Source organism: Litchfieldella rifensis, from assembly GCF_042646605.1.
Taxonomy (GTDB): domain Bacteria; phylum Pseudomonadota; class Gammaproteobacteria; order Pseudomonadales; family Halomonadaceae; genus Litchfieldella; species Litchfieldella rifensis.
On the sequence record NZ_JBHRUG010000031.1, the window covers coordinates 329,750 to 346,381 of the forward strand.

Sequence of the window (16,632 nt, forward strand, 5' to 3'; positions counted from 1 at the left end):
GTCGTCAGCATAAGCCGAGGGCGGGCCCCGAGGCTAGCGCGCCACGGCTCAAGGCTCTTGCGTATTGTCAACGGCCGGCGTCATGACCCGCTCCAGCAGATGCTGGGCCAGACGATTGGCATCCTGCAGCGAGTCCAGATCGGACAGGTCGTCGAGCAATGGGCACCGCCACAGCCACGTCTCGTCATCGATAGGTTCCGCGTGAAAGGGATAGCGTCCTCCCGGCAAACTGACCAGCCGTCTCTGCCCTTCGGCGGGCATGGCCTCCCCCGGAGGCGGCACGATGGCCAGTGACAGCGACAGTGGCGTGATCAGGGCCCCGACCAATTCCTCGCCGACGTCCCCATCCCGGTGCTGGCCGGGTAATGGCTGAAAGCACAACGCGTCCACGCCCAGGCGAGGATTGCGTTCGGAAGACCGTTTGATGGCCTGGGCATGGCGGTGTTGGTAACCACGTGCCAGGCGCTGCAAGCGCGCATATTGTTCAACGCCGAGAGCCTGCATGAAAGCGCCCCTACCTTGATGGTGAAAAAACCCAGTATAGAGGATACGTAAGCCGGCGACAGGAGCTGTTAGACTGACAACCAGACGCCACCGACACTGTTAGGAGACCCCATGTCACTTGCCAAGCGCCTAGAGGATGCCGTCGAAATCGCCCACCAGGCGGGGCAGGTCATTCGCGAGGCCCGCGCCGCACAGGATTTCAGCCAACGCTACAAGAATGGCAGCGAGCTGGTGACCGATACCGACGTCGCTGTGGACACTCTGATCGCCGAGCATCTCGAGCAGCGGTTTCCCCACGAATCCCGACTGACCGAAGAACTGGCGCCCGATCGCGACGGTCTCGACCTCCACGCGGCCCTATGGGTGGTGGACCCCATCGATGGAACCGTCAACTTCGCCCATGGTCTGGCCCATGTCGGGGTATCCATCGCCTGGGTCAAGGAAGGCCGCACGGAACTCGGCGTGGTCCATGCTCCCTTCCTCAACGAGACCTTCACCGCAATACGAGGCGAAGGTGCCTACCGCAACGGCGAACGCATTCGGGTCAGCCGGCAGACCAGCATGGCCCGCAGCCTGATTGCCACAGGCTTCCCCTACAATCGCGACCGTCGCGTTCCCCTGCTGCGACGTTTTTCCGCCGTGTTGATGCACTGTCAGGACATCCGCCGCAACGGCTCAGCGGCGCTGGATCTCTGCGACGTCGCCTGCGGTCGTCTCGATGCCTATTACGAGAGCGTCTCGCCCTGGGATTTCGCTGCCGGCCTGCTGATCGCGCGGGAAGCTGGGGCTCGCACAGGACACCTGTATCCTTGCCCCACTGGCATCCCCGAGGACCTGTACGGCGAGAACATCATCGTCAGCACCCCGGATATCCATGCCGAACTCGCCAAGCTGTTGAAACGCGCCGACGAAGACCGCCTCGAATGGCCGCCATAGCGCCATGCAATGACCAATTTAGCCAGTGCCTATTGGTAAAATCCCACACAGTGGGGAACAATGGCGCTCAACATTTACTCATTTCAGACATTCATCATTTTGCTTTGCAAAGGAGAACGCCATGTTCGTCGTGATCTTCGGTCGCCCTGGCTGCCCTTTCTGCGTCCGCGCCAAGGAACTCGCCGACAAGCTGCGCGATGCCGGGGCCATCTCCGGCTATCGTTATGTCGATATCCACGAAGAAGGCATTACCAAGGCCGACATGGAAAAGACCATTGGCAAGCCGGTGAACACCGTGCCGCAGATCTTCGCCGACCAGACTCACATCGGGGGCTTCACCGAGTTCGACCGGTACGTGCATGATAACGCGTTGATGCCGGCCACCACGCCTCAGTAAACCGGGCCGTTCGAAGCCTGGCCCTCCGGCCTCGATGCCGCCCTTTCGGGCGGCATCGTCGTTTACGCATCTCCTCTTGATGTACGTCAAGACGGTGATCGAAAGGACTGTCGAGACTGTTTTCATCTACCGTAAAGTGACGACTGACGCGTGGAGTGAACGGTTCAATGAAGGCATATCGAAATCTCGAAGGTGTGGCACCGGGACACCACCACACGGTTGGCGAACGCCACCGTCAATTGATCGAGTCGACCAGGACCCAGGCAGCGATTCGTACCGCTGTGGTGCACCCTTGCGATCCCGCCTCGCTGGGTGGCGCTCTCGCTGCCTGGCAAGAGGGCTTGATTGACCCCGTGCTGGTAGGCCCCAGGGAACGTATCGAAACCACGGCCCGGGCTCTCGACAGCTCCTTGGACGGCATCGAGTTGATCGATACACCGCATAGCCACGCCTCCGCCGATACCGCCGTGGCATTGGCGGCCAGCGGTAGTGTCACGGCCCTGATGAAAGGAGCCTTGCATACCGACGAGTTGATGGGCGCGGCATTGTCACGCGATGCCGGCCTGCGTACCGAGCGCCAGATGAGTCATGTCTACGCCCTGGACGTGCCGAGTTACCCCCTGCCCTTGTTGATTACCGATGCGGCCCTGCATATTGCCCCGGACCTCGTGGCCAAGCGCGATATCGTGCAGAACGCCATCGACCTGGCCCATGCACTGGGGCTTGAGCGCCCCCGCGTTGCCCTGTTGTCGGCGGTGGAAACCGTCAGGGCCAATATCCCTTCGACCCTGGATGCCGCTGCGCTATGCAAGATGAGCGAGCGTGGCCAGATTCACGGTGGCCTGCTCGATGGCCCCCTGGCCATCGATAACGCCGTGTCCCGCGAAGCCGCCCGTCAGAAGGGCATCGTCTCCGAGGTGGCCGGACAGGCGGACATTCTTGTCGCCCCGGACCTGGAAGCTGCCAATATGATCGCCAAGCTACTGATTTATCTGGCTGGAGCCCAAGCCGCCGGGCTGGTCGTGGGGGCCAAGGTGCCGATCATGCTGACCAGCCGTGCCGATGATATCGATACCCGGCTAGCCTCGGCAGCACTGGCCCTGCGGCTGGTGCATTTCCAATCCCGCAACGAGCGCCGCCCATGAGCCTGCTGGTCCTCAATGGCGGTTCGGCGACGCTCAAGTTCGCCCTCTACCGACGGCAGCAGGTAGTACTGCGCGGACGGATCGAACGCATCGGTAGCCGGCCGCAGCTGGTCGCCATCGTGGGCATCGGCAGCACTCTGCGTGACATTGCCTTCACCGGTAACGATCACGCCGCGGTGAGTAGCGCGCTGCTCGACTGGCTCGAGGAGCAAGACATGCTTGATGGCCTCGAGGGCATCGCACATCGCATCGTGCATGGTGGCCGCGACTTCGCCGATCCCGTGCGCCTCGACCATACGGTCCTGGCCCGGCTCGACACCCTGGTGCCACTGGCACCTCTGCACCAGCCGCAGGCGCTGGCGATTGTACGCCATCTCCTGGCCCGTTACCCCGAGGTGCCGCAGATCGCTTGTTTCGACACCGCCTTTCATCGTACCCAGCCCTGGGTCAACCAGCAGTTCGCCCTGCCGCGCACCCTGACCGAGGAAGGCATCCTGCGCTATGGCTTTCATGGCTTGTCCTATGCCTATATCACCCGACGACTGCGAGAGATGCTGGGAGAAACCGCGGGTGGCCGGGTCATCGTCGCCCACCTGGGCCAGGGATGTAGCCTGTGTGCCCTACGCGATGGCCGGAGCCAGGCGACATCGATGGGCTTCACCGCCTTGGATGGACTGATGATGGGCCGTCGCTGTGGCTCACTCGACCCGGGGGTGATCCTCTACCTGATGCAGCACAAGGGATTCAACGCTCAGGCGGTAGAGCACCTGCTCTATCACGACAGCGGCTTGTATGGAGTCTCGGGTATTTCCGACGACATGCGTGACCTCGAAGCCAGCGAGCATCCCCATGCCCAGGAGGCCATCGCGCTGTTCGTCCAGCGAGTGGTCCATGAGATCGGTGCTATGGCCGCGGTGAACGGTGGCCTCGACGCCCTGGTATTCACAGCCGGCATTGGTGAACATTCCCAGCGTATCCGTGCGGCGATCTGCCAGAGACTCGCCTGGCTGGGTGTGGCACTCGACGAGACGGCCAACCGCCACCACGCCCAGCGTCTGGACAACGGCAGCGGGCCTTCGCTCTGGATGATTCCCACCGACGAGGAAGAGGAGATCGCCACCGCCAGCCGCACCTTGCTGAGCGACATGACCCCAGGCTCTGGTTTTTCCACATAGCGTCGCCCTGGCGTTGAAAGCCCTGCCACACCTTGCGCCTATACTTCCGAATAATCATCAGGGCGCAGCAGAGGGAGAGGGCGTCGCATGCAACGGCAAGAGTTTCTGCAGCAGCTGTGGCTCGATTATATTCATCAGCACCCGGAACTGGGGGCGCTGCGCCTATGGCCTCTCGATAGCACGCCGGAGTACCTGGCACTGCTGACGCTCAACTACGGCCCCTTCGCTGCCGATGCCCTGGTCCCTACCCTGCAGCATTTCGGTTACCGTCCCGTCGACCGTTATGCCATGGCCGACCGTGGGCTGCTGGTGTCACTGCTGGCCGCTCCCGACGACGGCGCCTGGCTGGTGCTGGGCGAATTGCAACTCGGCACCTTGACACGCCAACCGCGCCATTATCTGGAGACCCTGATTGGTCAGACCCCGCTAGAAGAGCGTCGCGGGCAGAATCTGCTGGCGCGTGGCCGCCCCTGGCCGATGCCCGACTGGAATGGTTTCGAGCAACTGCGCAAGGCCCATCCCCTGGCGGCCTGGCTGTCGGTCATGGGTCCCAGGTTGCACCATGCCGGCTTCGACTGCGAACGCTTGGGCAGCGACCTGCTTAGCCTGGACCGGCAAATGCAACAAGCCGGCCTGATCGGCAATGCCGACCGCCACCATGGCGTGTTTCCCGTCTCGCCGCTCCTCAACTATCGCTTCTACCCCACCTGCTCACAACGGCTCCCCTTCGCAGGTGGCGACGAGCATCGCATTTCCCTCGGTGGCCTCGCCCTGGTACAGAAGTGCCTGCCAAGCAACCAAGAGCGTGCCGCCGAGCTCCTCCTGCCCCAACATACTCGCTGCGAGATCGTTTAGGAGCGTCCGGCTTGACCAATCGTCAGGTCCGGCAGCCCCTAGGCCTGATCCTCGTATGGCTGAGACGAGGTGACTTCCGGCTCGCCGACGAAGGCCAGGGGCTCCGGCTCCAGGTCGAGCTCATACTGCCGAAACTCGTGCCGTGGATCGAGTTCGCTGATGTAATGCATCGACTCCATGACCGGTACCGCCACATAAGGCTCCTGTTCGACCTCCGGCGCCATTTGTGGCTGGTCGTGCAAGCGAACCAGGACGAACATCGCCAGCGTCAGCGCCACCGCTCCCAGGAACAGCCACAGACCATCAGGGCCGACGACCTGCATCACCAAGGAGGCGCTGAAGGGGCCGACAATCGAACCGATACCGTACCAGATCATCAATTTGGCATTGGCCGCCACGGTTTCTGCCGGCTCCAGCCAGTCATTGGTATGCGCCAGGCTAAGGGAGTACAGCGTATGCAGCATGGCCGTATGGAAGCAGGCCACCACCAGCAGCATCGTGAAGTTGACCCGCGCCGCCGCCGAGATGAACACTCCGGCAATGGCCATGACCACCGCCATGCACAGGATCACCTTGCGCCGGTCGAAACGATCCGAGATTCGGCCCAGCGACCATTGGGCGCCCAGTGCCACGAGAGTGGTGATAGCCATGAACTGGGCGGTCTGCGCCGTGCTCAGGCCGATCTCCTGACCATAGAAGGGCGTCATGGCGAAGAAGGCCTGGACCATCAAGCCGGCGACGAAAGCGGCGACCAGTCCAACCGGCACGCGCTCATAGAGCACGCGCAGTTTGATCTTCTGAGGCTGTACGTCGCCGGCATGACTCGGCCCGTGAATCCGATGAATGGAAAGAGGCACCAACGACAATGCGAATAGCATCCCGGCCACCGAGAACAACACCGAGGTCGCCGGATCCGCGACATTGAGCAGCCACTGGCCACCGGCCAGGGATGTGGTCGAGATCACCATGTACCAAGCCAGCACCCGGCCACGGTTTTCGTTGGTCGATTCGCCCGACACCCATGACTCCATGACCATCAGCAATCCGGCGGTGGCAATGCCACCGAAGAGGCGCCACACCAGCCAGGCCCAGGGATTCACCCACAGGCCATGCAGCATGGCGGTCACCGCCAGCAAGGCGGCACAGGCCGCAAAGACACGGATATGGCCGACCGCACGAATTCGCTTCTCGAGCCAGTAGCTGCCTACCACGAATCCCAAGGAGAAGGTCGACATCAGCAAGCCTGCCATCTGCGAAGGGAACCCTTCCAGCGACATGCGCACCCCGAGCAGGGTCATGATCAGACCATGGCCAAGCAGGAAGCTGATTTCACACAGGAACAGAATCGGCAAGGTCGCTGGCAAACTGCGCACGAGCACCTCCCTGGATTGAGGAGAGCCTCGCTTCGAACGAGGCACCTCGGATTCCAACGTCATGCAAGCGGAGACCATGAAGCGAAGCTGCCATGGCCCAACAGCGATTCAGTGTGAGTGTTGCGCATTCTACACTTTGAATAATACCTATCCCAGCCGCCGTAACGCGCAGGCATTTATACACAGTTTCTGTGGATAACGCTGTGCAAAGTCGCTGCACAATCGTACCGAGCCGGGATGCGGGGGGAAGTCGTCACACAATGGTCAGTTTTTCGTCATCGCGCGGACTTCTTAGCATTTGGTATTACATGCAACGACTTGTGCGGTGCAGCAGCTTTGCATCACCCCGAAAGGCTGGCAGGCTATGGCCAGAACCACCCATCATTCAGCCCACAAGAAAGAAGGAGGGGCGTCAATGACCACCCCACTGTGGCAACCATCGCAGGCCACTATCGATGCCACCCAGATGACCGCCCTGATGCGGCATATCAAGGACAAGGCAGCCACCGATCTCAACGACTATGCCGATCTGCATGCCTGGAGTGTCGAGCACCTGGAAGCTTTCTGGTCATTGTGGTGGGACGAGAGCGGCGTCGTCGCCGATGTCAAGGGCGAAACCGTGCTCGAGCACCCCGATGCCATGCCCGGTGCGCGTTGGTTTCCCGAGGCGCGACTCAACTTCGCCGCCAACCTCCTCAAGCGCCGCGATGAACACCCCGCCCTGGTGATATGCGACGAACGCCTTCGCCGCAAGGTGATCAGCTATGCCGAGTTACATGACCAAGTGGCCAAACTCTCACATTCACTGCTGCTGAGTGGTGTCACCGCCGGCGACCGGGTCGCCGGCTTCGTCCCCAACAGCGAACATGCGGTGATCGGCATGCTGGCGAGCGCCAGTATCGGTGCGGTGTGGTCATCGTGCTCCCCGGATTTCGGCTTCAACGGTGTACTCGACCGCTTCGGCCAGATCCAGCCCAAGGTGCTGATCGCCACCGATGGCTATACCTGGAACGGCAAATCCATCGATACCCGCGAACGCGTGGCAAGAATCAGCGACGCCATCGACTCGCTCAACCAGGTGGTGATCTTCCCGTTCCTGAACGACGAACCCGATACGCACGGCATCGACAGGGCGGTAAGCTGGGAGGATTACCTCAACAACGCTGCCACCGAGGTCGCCTTCGAAGCCCAGCCCTTCGACCATCCGCTGTATATCCTCTATTCCTCCGGGACGACCGGCGCCCCCAAGTGCATCATCCATTCCGCCGGCGGCACGCTGCTGCAGCATCTCAAGGAACATCGGCTGCATACCGATCTCGATGAGCGGGACGTACTCTTCTACTACACGACCTGTGGCTGGATGATGTGGAACTGGCTGGTGTCGGGCTTGGCCTGCGGTGCCACCCTCGTGCTTTACGACGGATCGCCCTTCTCGCCGGGCCCGGAAGTCTTGTGGGAGATGGCCGAACGCGAAGGCGTGACGGTGTTCGGTACCAGTGCCAAGTATATTGCAGCTTGTGAGAAGGAAGGTCTGACCCCGGGCAGGAGTTTCGATCTATCGCGACTCCAGACGGTGCTATCGACCGGCTCGGCACTCTCCCACGAGTCCTTCGACTACGTCTATCGCGAAATCAAGGGTGACTTGCTGCTGGCCTCGATCTCCGGCGGCACCGACATCGTGTCCTGTTTCGCGCTGGGCTGTCCGATTCGCCCGGTCTATCGCGGACAGCTGCAATGTCGGGGGCTGGGCATGGCGGTGGATGTCTACGACGACGACGGCAATCCCCTGCGTGGAGACAAGGGCGAACTGGTATGTACCCGCCCCTTCCCCTCGATGCCCATCGGCTTCTGGAACGACCCGACCGGGGAGCGCTACCGTAATGCCTATTTCGCCACCTTCCCCGGAATCTGGGCGCATGGTGACTATGCCGAGATCACCCCGGAAGACGGCCTGATCATCCACGGCCGTTCGGATGCCGTGCTCAACCCTGGGGGCGTACGCATCGGGACCGCCGAAATCTACCGCCAGGTGGAGAAGGTCGAGGGCGTACTGGAGTCGCTATGCATCGGCCAGGAGTGGGAAGGTGACGTGCGCGTGGTCCTGTTCGTGCGCCTCAAGGAAGGCCTGAGCCTCGACGATACGCTGCGCGACGAGATCAAACGCACCATACGCGCCAATACCACCCCCCGCCACGTACCGGCCAAGATCCTGCAGGTCGCCGACATTCCCCGCACCCTGTCAGGCAAGATCGTCGAGCTCGCGGTCCGCAATGTGGTACATGGGCGGCCGGTCAAGAATCAGGATGCCCTGGCCAATCCCGAGGCCCTCAAGCTGTTCGAGAACCTCCCCGAGCTGCAGTACTGAGTCTCCTCCCGGCCATTGTCGAGAGCCGGAAGCCTGTCGAACTCGACCGATCGCCAGTAGTTCAGCGTTAAGTCGGCAGGCTCCTGGCGGCTGGGCAGCCATCGACACTTCCAGTAGCATTAGGATTCAGTCATCGAAGGCACGTCATTGAAGGAGACTGCATGTCGACCCTGAAAGGGATCGTCAGCATGCTGCTGCTGGTCATCGTCACGCTATTCTGGGCAACCCCATTGTTTGCCCTCGCCCTGCTCAAGCTGGTCACGCCGACACGCGCCTTGCGTCGCCGTGTCCTGATGGGGCTCAACCATCTAGCCCTGAACTGGATCGGCACCAACCTGTGGTGGATGCGTCGCTGGCTCAAGCCCAGACTAAGTGTCAAGCTCCCGCCCGGCTTGTCGCCGCATCAGTGGTGGCTGGTGATTTCCAATCACCGTAGCTGGACCGATATCTTCATGCTGCAGATGGCCCTGCATCGGCGCATCCCCATGCCACGTTTCTTCCTCAAGCGAGAGCTGATCTGGGTGCCGATCATCGGGTTGGCGTGGTGGGCTCTGGAATTCCCTTTCATGCATCGTTACAAGCGCGACCAGCTCGAAAAGAATCCACAACTGGCAAGACGTGACCGCGAAGCCACCGAACGCATGTGCCGACGAGCCCGGGAGATGCCGATAGCCATCTACAACTTCGTCGAAGGCACCCGCTTCACGCCTGCCAAACGCGATGCCCAGCGAAGCCCCTATCGCCATCTATTGCGCCCGAAAGCCGGGGGCACGGCACAAGTCATCAGCCTGATGGGGGAGCACTTGAGTGGCATTCTCGACGTGACGCTTCGCTACACCAATCCCAACCCCAGTTTCTGGGGATTCCTGTGTGGCCGCGAGGGTGCCGTTCACCTGCATGCCAGACGGCTGGAAGTTCCAGCCTGGATGCTGGGTGGTGACTATCATCAGGATCCGCTTTACAAGGAACGCTTCCAGTCATGGCTCAATGCCCTATGGCGAGACAAGGATGGCTCCCTCGACTCGCCTGCCTGATACTCTTGATGATACTGGCCGGTTGCGCCGCCAGCCCCTCGAGCACTCAACGCCTGCCATCGATTGCCGGCGACTGGATCACCATCCAGCGCGGTGACACCCTGGGCGCCATTGCGGCTCGCGCCGAGGTGCCGCTGGTTCGACTCGAGCGCTTCAACCCCGGCGTCGATGCCCGACGTCTGGCGGTGGGCCAGCGCATTCTGGTGCCCTCGACTCGGGAACGGGCGCCTTCCGGGGGCCCTTATCGTTATCAGGTCCGCCCCGGCGACACCTATTCCGCCATCGCACGACGCTTCGGCACTACCGCAGGGCGTATCCAGGCGGCCAACCACAGCCTCAACCCCAGCAATCTGAAGGTCGGCCAACTGATCCAGGTACCGCTGAGCGGCGGTAGCCAAGCCACTGCCCGTCGACGCAGCAGTACTGGCACTCGCTCGACTCCGCCACCCTCGCGTCCGGATCCGGGTCCATTGCCTGGGCAGGCCCGTGGTTGGTCCTGGCCATTGGATGACTACCGTGTGGTGCGCCAGTTCGGCACCGACTCCCGAGGCACCCTGCAGCCCATGCTGCTGGCCACCAGTAACGGTCAGCAGGCCAAGGCCGTCGCCGATGGTGAAGTGCGCTTCGCCAGCAGCATGCGCCAGCTGGGCCAGGTGGTGATCGTCCACCATGCCGACAACCTGCAGAGCGTCTATGCCTTATGCGACCGCCTGGCTGTCGCCGATGGAGACAGCGTCAAGCGGGGCACGCCCCTGTGTGAGATCGGCTACAGCAATGCGACGGAGCGCTACGACCTGCTCTTCGATCTGCGCCATGGCGGTAAGCCCATCGATCCACGCAAGGTGCTTCGTTAGGAGAACGGCTCACGCCAAGAAAGCAGCATGGGCTGGCATCGCGGTGCCGCTGCCTGTCATGGTTCGGTCATCGTGCTGTCCATCGCCTGTCATCGGATTTTGCGACAGTGTCGCAAAACGACGATAACGGGACACCGCATGCGCATTTGCCTGGTCAGCGAAACCTGGGCACCGGAGATCAATGGAGTCGCCCATACTCTCGGTCATCTGAGCCATGAATTGCAGCGCCGGGGCATCCGGCAGCAGTTGATTCGTCCCCGACCGGCAGACGGCTCCAGCGCCGACATGATGGAGGCCGAGCTGCAGGTCAGAGGCTTCCACCTCCCTCGCTACGCCGAGGTGCAGTTTGGCCGCCCCTCAGACCGGGCCATTGCACGGCTATGGGAAAAGCAACGTCCCGATGTCGTCTACATCGCGACACAAGGTCCACTCGGGTGGTCCGCACTGCGTACCGCCCAACGCCTCGCCATTCCGGTGACCAGCGGCTTTCATACCAATTTCGACCATTATGCCGGCGACTACGGCGTGCAATGGATGAAGCGGCCGATACAGGCACTACTGCGCCGTTTTCACAATCGCACACGAGCCACCCTGGTTCCCACTGCCAGACAGGCCGCCACGCTCGAGGAACAGGGATTCGCCAATGTGCGGGTCATGGGACGAGGTATCGACAGCCAACACTTCACTCCCGAAAAGCGCGACCCCATGCTGCGCCGACAATGGGGCGTCAATGAGCATCAGCCAGTCGCCCTGCACGTCGGCCGACTGGCCAGTGAGAAGAATCTCGCTCTCCTGGTAGACACCTTTCAAGCCATGCAAGCGGCCCATCCCGACCTGGTGACGGTTCTGGTCGGCGATGGTCCACAACGCGCCAAGCTACAACAGTGCCTGCCGCATGCCATCTTCACCGGCTTCATCGACCGCGATGCCCTGGCGCGCCACTATGCCAGCGCCGAGCTGTTCGTGTTTCCGTCGCTTTCCGAAACCTATGGCAATGTCGTCGCCGAAGCCATGGCCAGTGGCCTGGCCGTCGTTGCCTTCGACTATGCCGCGGCCAGCGAATTGATCGGCAACGATCGCCATGGCATCACGGTGCCATGCGGTGACGGCCGGGCGTTCGTTTCCGCCGCCGCCGAGCTCTGCCAACACCCCGCCCACTATGGCCGCCTGGGACGAGCTGCGCGCGCACGCACCCAGTCGTGTCGCTGGGAACAGATCGCCGACCACTTCCTCGCCATCCTTGCCAGCGTACAGGAGCCCCTCGATGACGCCTCGCACTCCTACCGTCTTTGAACGCCTGGACATGCTCGAGTGGCACCTCTGCCAACGCCTGGCCAGCTTCAGTGTCTACCGCCCCTGGCTTGCCATCCTGCGTCTGGCCAGTCGGCTCGGGGACTGGCCGGCCTGGGTCGCCCTGATCATGGCACAACCCTTACTGCATGGCCGCATGGGTTGGAAACTGCTGGTACAGTTTACGCTGACCGCGTTGCTGGCGATCCTGATCTATCGACTGATCAAGACACGTCTGTGCCGCGAACGCCCCTTCATCACGTTTCGCAGCATTCCCTGCACCATGCCGGCTCGCGATCGCTACAGCTTTCCGAGCGGCCACACCATGCACGCAGTGATGTTCTGCTGGCTTAGCGCCGCCACCCTGCCCTGGCTATTGGTGATCGTGGCACCACTGACCCTGCTGATTGCCGCTTCACGTGTGGGGCTCGGCCTGCACTACATCAGTGACGTCGTCGCGGGTGCCATGCTCGGCACCGCTTTCGCCTGGCTGAGCCTGTGGCTGATGCCGCTGAGCCCATGAGCTGACATGGGAGCCTGGTGCTGGCAATCTGGGTGCCATGACATCCGCTAATGACAATGGCCGTTGGCAAGCGCTGCTCGACGACCCACCGTTATGGCGGTTTCAGGGTGTGCTGGGCGATCGCGGGAGCCAGCAGTTGTTGGCGAGGCTCGATACCGAGCTGCCCTGGCAGCGACCGAGTCTGCGCCTGTATGGACGCGACCATTCGATTCCGCGCCGGCAGGTGTGGATGGGCGATCCGCATACCCGTTACCGCTATTCCGGTCAGGAGTTTCAGCCGATTCCCTGGCACCCGTCGGTGGAGGGACTGCGCCTGCACATCGAAGCCTTGCTCGAGGAAAAGGGCTCACCGGTACGCTTCAACAGTGTATTGCTGAACCGCTATGCCGACGGCAACGAACGCATGGGCTGGCACAGCGACGACGAGCCGGAATTGGGGCCAGACCCATTGATCGCCGCCGTCAGTCTCGGCGTCGAACGCCCCTTGCGCATGCGCTGGCGGGATCGACACGCTCCCGCCTTCAATGTCTGGCTGCCTCACGACAGCCTGCTGGTCATGGGGCCTGGCACCCAGCAGCGGCTCCAACATGCCCTGCTGCCCAGACGGCTACCGGGATTGCGGATCAGCCTGACCTTTCGCTGGATAACCCCGCTTTGACTCAACCGCGATAATATCCCGGGGTGACGAACGGCATCTTGCTGACCACCATCGGCAGACGCTTGCCCCGTACCTCGGCATAGACCTGGGTACCGATTGCCGCCTGGTCGATGGCAACATACCCCATGGCCACCGGCTTGCCGACACTGGGCCCGAAGCCGCCCGACGTCACCACACCGATCTTGCGGTCATCCTCGGAGTAGAGCTCGGCGCCTTCACGCACCGGGGCGCGGCCTTCCCCGAGCAACCCGACCCGCTTGCGGGTGTGATCCCTGGCCTCTATCTGCTGCAGGATCAGGTCCGCGCCGGGGAAGCCGCCTGCCCGCTCACCATCATGTCGACGAGGCTTGCCGATGGCCCAGATCAGGCTGGCTTCCACCGGGGTGGTGGTCGTGTCGATATCATGGCCATACAAACATAATCCCGCCTCCAGGCGCAGCGAGTCGCGAGCGCCCAGCCCGATCGGCTCGACTTCCCCTTCGGCCAGCAAGCGCCTGGCCAAACGCTCGGTATCCTCGGCGGCCACCGAGATTTCGAAACCATCCTCGCCGGTATAGCCACTACGACTGATCCACACCGGGATGCCGGCGATCTCGAAACGGCCATGCTGCATGAAAACCATGTCGCAGGCGGCAGGACACAAGCGTCCCATTACGCTAGCCGCCAGGGGTCCCTGCAAGGCCAGCAACCCCCGATCGAGCACCTCAACCTCGGTGTCGTGGCCAAGACCGGTACGTAGATGCGCGATATCCTGATCCTTGCACGCCGCATTGACCACCAGATAGAGAACATCGCCGGCATTGACCACCATCAGATCATCGAGGATGCCGCCCTCGTCGCTGGTAAACAGCGCATAACGTTGCATGCCTTCGGGCAACCCCACGATGTCCGCCGGCACCAGCGTCTCGAGTGCGGCTGCCGGCCCTTTGCCCCGGACGATCACCTGCCCCATGTGCGACACGTCGAACAGGCCACAGGCGGCGCGGGTATGCTCATGCTCCTTCTTGACCCCCAACGCGTACTGTACCGGCATGGCATAGCCGGCGAAGGGCACCATCTTGCCCCCCAGTTCGACATGCAGATCGTGCAGTGGAGTTTTTCTGAGTTCGCTCATCGCTTGCTTTCACCCCTAGGGTTGCATCGCTCAAGGTAGCAGAGGGGTGGCGCCGGAGCGTCACCCCTCTGACGCCCACTTATTCGAGTTCTTCGCCCGGCAAGACTTCCTTGCCTTCGAAGTAATCCTTGGTCAACTTGAAAACCACCGGTGACAGCAATGCCAGGGCAATCAAGTTGGGAATCGCCATCAAGGCGTTGAAAACGCTGGCCACCAGCCACACGAATCCCAGCGGCATGAGAGCCCCTAGCAGAATCGCCAGAATGTAGACCACCCGATAGATCTTGATCGCCCCCACCCCAAAAAGGTACTCGAAACACTTCTCGCCATAGAACGCCCAGCCCAGGATGGTGGTGAAGGCGAATACTGCCAGCGCAAATGACACCACGTACTGGCCAACACCCGGAAGAGCCTCATTGAACGACATCGCAGTCAAGGTGGCACCTGTCTCACCCGAGGTCCACGCCGTGGTTAAAATCGCCAGCGCAGTAATGCTGCACACCACAATGGTGTCGATGAAGGTTCCCAACATGGCGATCAGACCCTGGCGAACCGGGTTCTTGGTCTGCGCCGCGGCATGAGCGATCGGTGCACTCCCCAGGCCGGCCTCATTGGAGAAGACCCCGCGTGCCACGCCAAACTGGATGGCCTTGGCAACCGCTGCACCGGCAAAACCGCCCGCCGCAGAAATCGGCGTGAAGGCATGACCAAAGATCAGAGCAAGGGCGCTGGCGACTTGGTCGGCATTGATGATCAGCACCAGCAGGCCGCAGCCGATGTAGGCGATCGCCATGATCGGTACCAGTTTGCCCGCCACCTTGGCAATGCGCTTGATACCACCGAGGATCACGGCACCGGCGAGCACCATGATCACCACCCCGGTGATCCAGTGCGGCAGGTTGAGGGATTCCCCCAAGCCATCGGCCACTGAGTTGGATTGCACGGTATTGCCGATGCCGAAGGCCGCCACGGCACCGAAGAAAGCAAAGGTGCCGCCCAGCCAGCCCCATTGCTTGCCGAGGCCGTTACGAATGTAATACATGGGGCCACCGACGTGGTCGCCAGCCTCGTCGACCTGGCGGTAACGTACTGCCAGCACCGCCTCAGAGAACTTGGTGGCCATGCCTACCAGGGCGGTAATCCACATCCAGAACACTGCACCCGGCCCGCCGAGAAAGATCGCGGTCGCCACGCCGGCGATGTTGCCAGTGCCGATGGTTGCCGACAGTGAGGTCATCAGGGCATTGAAGGGCGACACCTCACCCTCACCTTCTTCTCCCGCAGCGGTGGTACGCCCCTGCCAGAGCAGCCGGAAGCCCATGCCCAGCTTACGAATCGGCAACACCTTCAGGCCTATTTGCAGGTAGCAGCCCACCCCAAGGAGCAATACCAGCATCAAAGGCCCCCAGACCACGCCTTCAATAGCGGTCAATAGACTCGTCAAGGTTTCCACGACTTAATCTCCCCAAAGCTGTCTTGTTGTTATGCACAGACGTGCATGCGGTGGTTGATCGGATAATCCCAACAAGTGGAATCCGCGTACCATAGCGGATTCCCCTGCCTTCTCACCAGAGCCCCATAGAAAACTTTGTCATATCCCGCCACTACGGAACAAAATATAGGGGACTTTGCCACTATCGGCCACTATCCTCGAACCGAAACCGCAGCCATTAAAAGAAATTTTGTTTCTTATTGGAAACAAGAGTACATTAGCCGTCATCGGGGCACGATACAAGCAGGTGGTGAAATCGGATGTCCTTCTTCCCAAGCGTAGCCACTATACCGGCGACATGGCGGTCACTTGTCCCGCTTGGCGACGAAACGATATCGCGGTTCTGGACGATACCGGCAAAGCCGGCCACCCTTAGGTGGCGGTCAATCGCTACGAACGATGAATCGGCCGGGAGCTGCCACCGGGCTCGCCATTCGGGCATAATGGCGTTACGATTCCCCAAATCAGAAAACCTTTTCGTATAGGAAAACGTGATGAGCACTATCCCCGCGAACCTGCGTTATACCGAAAGCCATGAATGGGTACTGGACAACGGTGATGGCACTATTACTGTCGGTATCACCGATCATGCCCAACAAGCGCTGGGCGACGTGGTCTTCGTCGAACTTCCCGAGGTCGGGCGCGAGCTCGATACCGGCGAGGAATTCGGTGTCATCGAGTCGGTCAAGGCTGCCTCGGACCTCTATGCGCCCCTCTCAGGTGAGGTTCTCGAAGTCAACGACGCGCTCGAGGACGCTCCGGAAACCATCAACGAATCCCCCTACGAAGATGGCTGGATCGCCAAGTTGAAACCCGTCGACATCGATGCCGCGCTCAACGGCCTGCTCGATGCCGATGCCTACGGCCAACTGGCCGAGGACGACGACTAACATCGCTGTCCGGGCGAGCCCCGCTCT

The 16,632-nt window shown here is 61.6% G+C and carries 16 protein-coding genes; 12 read left to right on the forward strand and 4 right to left on the reverse strand.

Annotated features, from left to right (window positions below):
* Positions 1 to 48 precede the first annotated feature (48 nt).
* Positions 49 to 504 (reverse strand): [NiFe]-hydrogenase assembly chaperone HybE, encoded by a 456-nt coding sequence (hybE, locus tag ACFOEV_RS17320; RefSeq protein ID WP_386776134.1) that lies wholly within the window; start codon positions 502 to 504, stop codon positions 49 to 51.
* Positions 505 to 615: 111 nt separating this feature from the next.
* Here hybE and ACFOEV_RS17325 point away from each other — a divergent pair, with 111 nt between their 5' ends.
* From ACFOEV_RS17325 to ACFOEV_RS17345, 5 genes are all read left to right on the forward strand, one after another.
* On the forward strand, positions 616 to 1,440 hold the full coding sequence (locus ACFOEV_RS17325; RefSeq protein ID WP_386776135.1) for an inositol monophosphatase family protein: 825 nt from the start codon (positions 616 to 618) through the stop codon (positions 1,438 to 1,440).
* 121 nt (positions 1,441 to 1,561) lie between these two features.
* Positions 1,562 to 1,837: a GrxA family glutaredoxin gene (locus tag ACFOEV_RS17330; protein WP_386776136.1), complete on the forward strand. Its 276-nt coding sequence runs from the start codon at positions 1,562 to 1,564 to the stop codon at positions 1,835 to 1,837.
* A gap of 167 nt (positions 1,838 to 2,004) precedes the next feature.
* Complete coding sequence (locus tag ACFOEV_RS17335; RefSeq protein WP_386776137.1) at positions 2,005 to 2,982, forward strand: bifunctional enoyl-CoA hydratase/phosphate acetyltransferase; 978 nt, start codon at positions 2,005 to 2,007, stop codon at positions 2,980 to 2,982.
* The gene (locus ACFOEV_RS17340) at positions 2,979 to 4,157 is read left to right on the forward strand and encodes an acetate/propionate family kinase (protein ID WP_386776138.1); all 1,179 of its coding nucleotides are present in this window, start codon (positions 2,979 to 2,981) and stop codon (positions 4,155 to 4,157) included. Before ACFOEV_RS17335 ends, ACFOEV_RS17340 begins: the two co-directional genes overlap by 4 nt.
* Before the next feature lie 87 nt (positions 4,158 to 4,244).
* Positions 4,245 to 5,012 carry a DUF1338 domain-containing protein gene (locus ACFOEV_RS17345; RefSeq protein WP_386776139.1) on the forward strand — a complete coding sequence of 256 codons (768 nt, stop codon included), beginning with the start codon at positions 4,245 to 4,247 and terminating at the stop codon, positions 5,010 to 5,012.
* A 38-nt stretch (positions 5,013 to 5,050) separates the two neighbouring features.
* On the opposite strand, the gene ACFOEV_RS17350 is transcribed toward ACFOEV_RS17345, so the two are convergent.
* Entirely contained in the window at positions 5,051 to 6,385 is a 1,335-nt protein-coding gene (locus ACFOEV_RS17350) for an MFS transporter (RefSeq protein WP_386776140.1), read from the reverse strand.
* Between the two features lie 415 nt (positions 6,386 to 6,800).
* Between ACFOEV_RS17350 and ACFOEV_RS17355 the strand changes: the two genes are divergently transcribed.
* The 6 genes from ACFOEV_RS17355 to ACFOEV_RS17380 all read left to right on the forward strand — a co-directional run bounded on the left by ACFOEV_RS17355 (position 6,801) and on the right by ACFOEV_RS17380 (position 13,109).
* The gene (locus ACFOEV_RS17355) at positions 6,801 to 8,750 is read left to right on the forward strand and encodes an acetoacetate--CoA ligase (protein WP_386776141.1); all 1,950 of its coding nucleotides are present in this window, start codon (positions 6,801 to 6,803) and stop codon (positions 8,748 to 8,750) included.
* A 161-nt stretch (positions 8,751 to 8,911) separates the two neighbouring features.
* A complete protein-coding gene (locus tag ACFOEV_RS17360; RefSeq protein ID WP_386776142.1) occupies positions 8,912 to 9,784 on the forward strand; it encodes an acyltransferase in 873 nt (290 codons plus the stop codon).
* A gap of 8 nt (positions 9,785 to 9,792) precedes the next feature.
* Positions 9,793 to 10,638, forward strand: coding sequence for a LysM peptidoglycan-binding domain-containing protein (locus ACFOEV_RS17365; RefSeq protein WP_386776143.1), 846 nt, complete (start codon positions 9,793 to 9,795; stop codon positions 10,636 to 10,638).
* A 138-nt stretch (positions 10,639 to 10,776) separates the two neighbouring features.
* Positions 10,777 to 11,931, forward strand: a complete 1,155-nt coding sequence (locus tag ACFOEV_RS17370) for a glycosyltransferase family 4 protein (RefSeq protein ID WP_386776144.1) — start codon at positions 10,777 to 10,779, stop codon at positions 11,929 to 11,931.
* Positions 11,903 to 12,451 carry a phosphatase PAP2 family protein gene (locus ACFOEV_RS17375; RefSeq protein WP_386776145.1) on the forward strand — a complete coding sequence of 183 codons (549 nt, stop codon included), beginning with the start codon at positions 11,903 to 11,905 and terminating at the stop codon, positions 12,449 to 12,451. Before ACFOEV_RS17370 ends, ACFOEV_RS17375 begins: the two co-directional genes overlap by 29 nt.
* Before the next feature lie 37 nt (positions 12,452 to 12,488).
* Positions 12,489 to 13,109: an alpha-ketoglutarate-dependent dioxygenase AlkB family protein gene (locus tag ACFOEV_RS17380; protein WP_386776146.1), complete on the forward strand. Its 621-nt coding sequence runs from the start codon at positions 12,489 to 12,491 to the stop codon at positions 13,107 to 13,109.
* Between the two features lies 1 nt (position 13,110).
* Here the strand turns inward: ACFOEV_RS17380 and gcvT are convergent, their stop codons facing one another.
* Both gcvT and ACFOEV_RS17390 read right to left on the reverse strand, forming a co-directional pair.
* Positions 13,111 to 14,223 (reverse strand): glycine cleavage system aminomethyltransferase GcvT, encoded by a 1,113-nt coding sequence (gene gcvT / locus ACFOEV_RS17385; protein WP_386776147.1) that lies wholly within the window; start codon positions 14,221 to 14,223, stop codon positions 13,111 to 13,113.
* 79 nt (positions 14,224 to 14,302) lie between these two features.
* A complete protein-coding gene (locus ACFOEV_RS17390; RefSeq protein WP_386776148.1) occupies positions 14,303 to 15,676 on the reverse strand; it encodes an alanine/glycine:cation symporter family protein in 1,374 nt (457 codons plus the stop codon).
* A gap of 533 nt (positions 15,677 to 16,209) precedes the next feature.
* On the opposite strand from ACFOEV_RS17390, the gene gcvH reads away from it, so the two are divergent.
* A complete protein-coding gene (gcvH, locus tag ACFOEV_RS17395) occupies positions 16,210 to 16,605 on the forward strand; it encodes a glycine cleavage system protein GcvH (RefSeq protein ID WP_386776149.1) in 396 nt (131 codons plus the stop codon).
* Positions 16,606 to 16,632: the final 27 nt, after the last annotated feature.

Bases quoted from the DNA above. Each gene is read 5' to 3' on its own strand.
- ACFOEV_RS17355 (WP_386776141.1), top strand. From the start codon at position 6,801: ATGACCACCCCACTGTGGCAACCATCGCAGGCCACTATCGATGCCACC.
- ACFOEV_RS17365 (WP_386776143.1), top strand. From the start codon at position 9,793: ATGATACTGGCCGGTTGCGCCGCCAGCCCCTCGAGCACTCAACGCCTG.
- ACFOEV_RS17380 (WP_386776146.1), top strand. From the start codon at position 12,489: ATGACATCCGCTAATGACAATGGCCGTTGGCAAGCGCTGCTCGACGAC.
- ACFOEV_RS17345 (WP_386776139.1), top strand. From the start codon at position 4,245: ATGCAACGGCAAGAGTTTCTGCAGCAGCTGTGGCTCGATTATATTCAT.
- ACFOEV_RS17375 (WP_386776145.1), top strand. From the start codon at position 11,903: ATGACGCCTCGCACTCCTACCGTCTTTGAACGCCTGGACATGCTCGAG.
- gcvT (WP_386776147.1), bottom strand. From the start codon at position 14,223: ATGAGCGAACTCAGAAAAACTCCACTGCACGATCTGCATGTCGAACTG.
- ACFOEV_RS17335 (WP_386776137.1), top strand. From the start codon at position 2,005: ATGAAGGCATATCGAAATCTCGAAGGTGTGGCACCGGGACACCACCAC.
- hybE (WP_386776134.1), bottom strand. From the start codon at position 504: ATGCAGGCTCTCGGCGTTGAACAATATGCGCGCTTGCAGCGCCTGGCA.
- ACFOEV_RS17330 (WP_386776136.1), top strand. From the start codon at position 1,562: ATGTTCGTCGTGATCTTCGGTCGCCCTGGCTGCCCTTTCTGCGTCCGC.
- ACFOEV_RS17340 (WP_386776138.1), top strand. From the start codon at position 2,979: ATGAGCCTGCTGGTCCTCAATGGCGGTTCGGCGACGCTCAAGTTCGCC.
- gcvH (WP_386776149.1), top strand. From the start codon at position 16,210: ATGAGCACTATCCCCGCGAACCTGCGTTATACCGAAAGCCATGAATGG.
- ACFOEV_RS17325 (WP_386776135.1), top strand. From the start codon at position 616: ATGTCACTTGCCAAGCGCCTAGAGGATGCCGTCGAAATCGCCCACCAG.
- ACFOEV_RS17360 (WP_386776142.1), top strand. From the start codon at position 8,912: ATGTCGACCCTGAAAGGGATCGTCAGCATGCTGCTGCTGGTCATCGTC.
- ACFOEV_RS17370 (WP_386776144.1), top strand. From the start codon at position 10,777: ATGCGCATTTGCCTGGTCAGCGAAACCTGGGCACCGGAGATCAATGGA.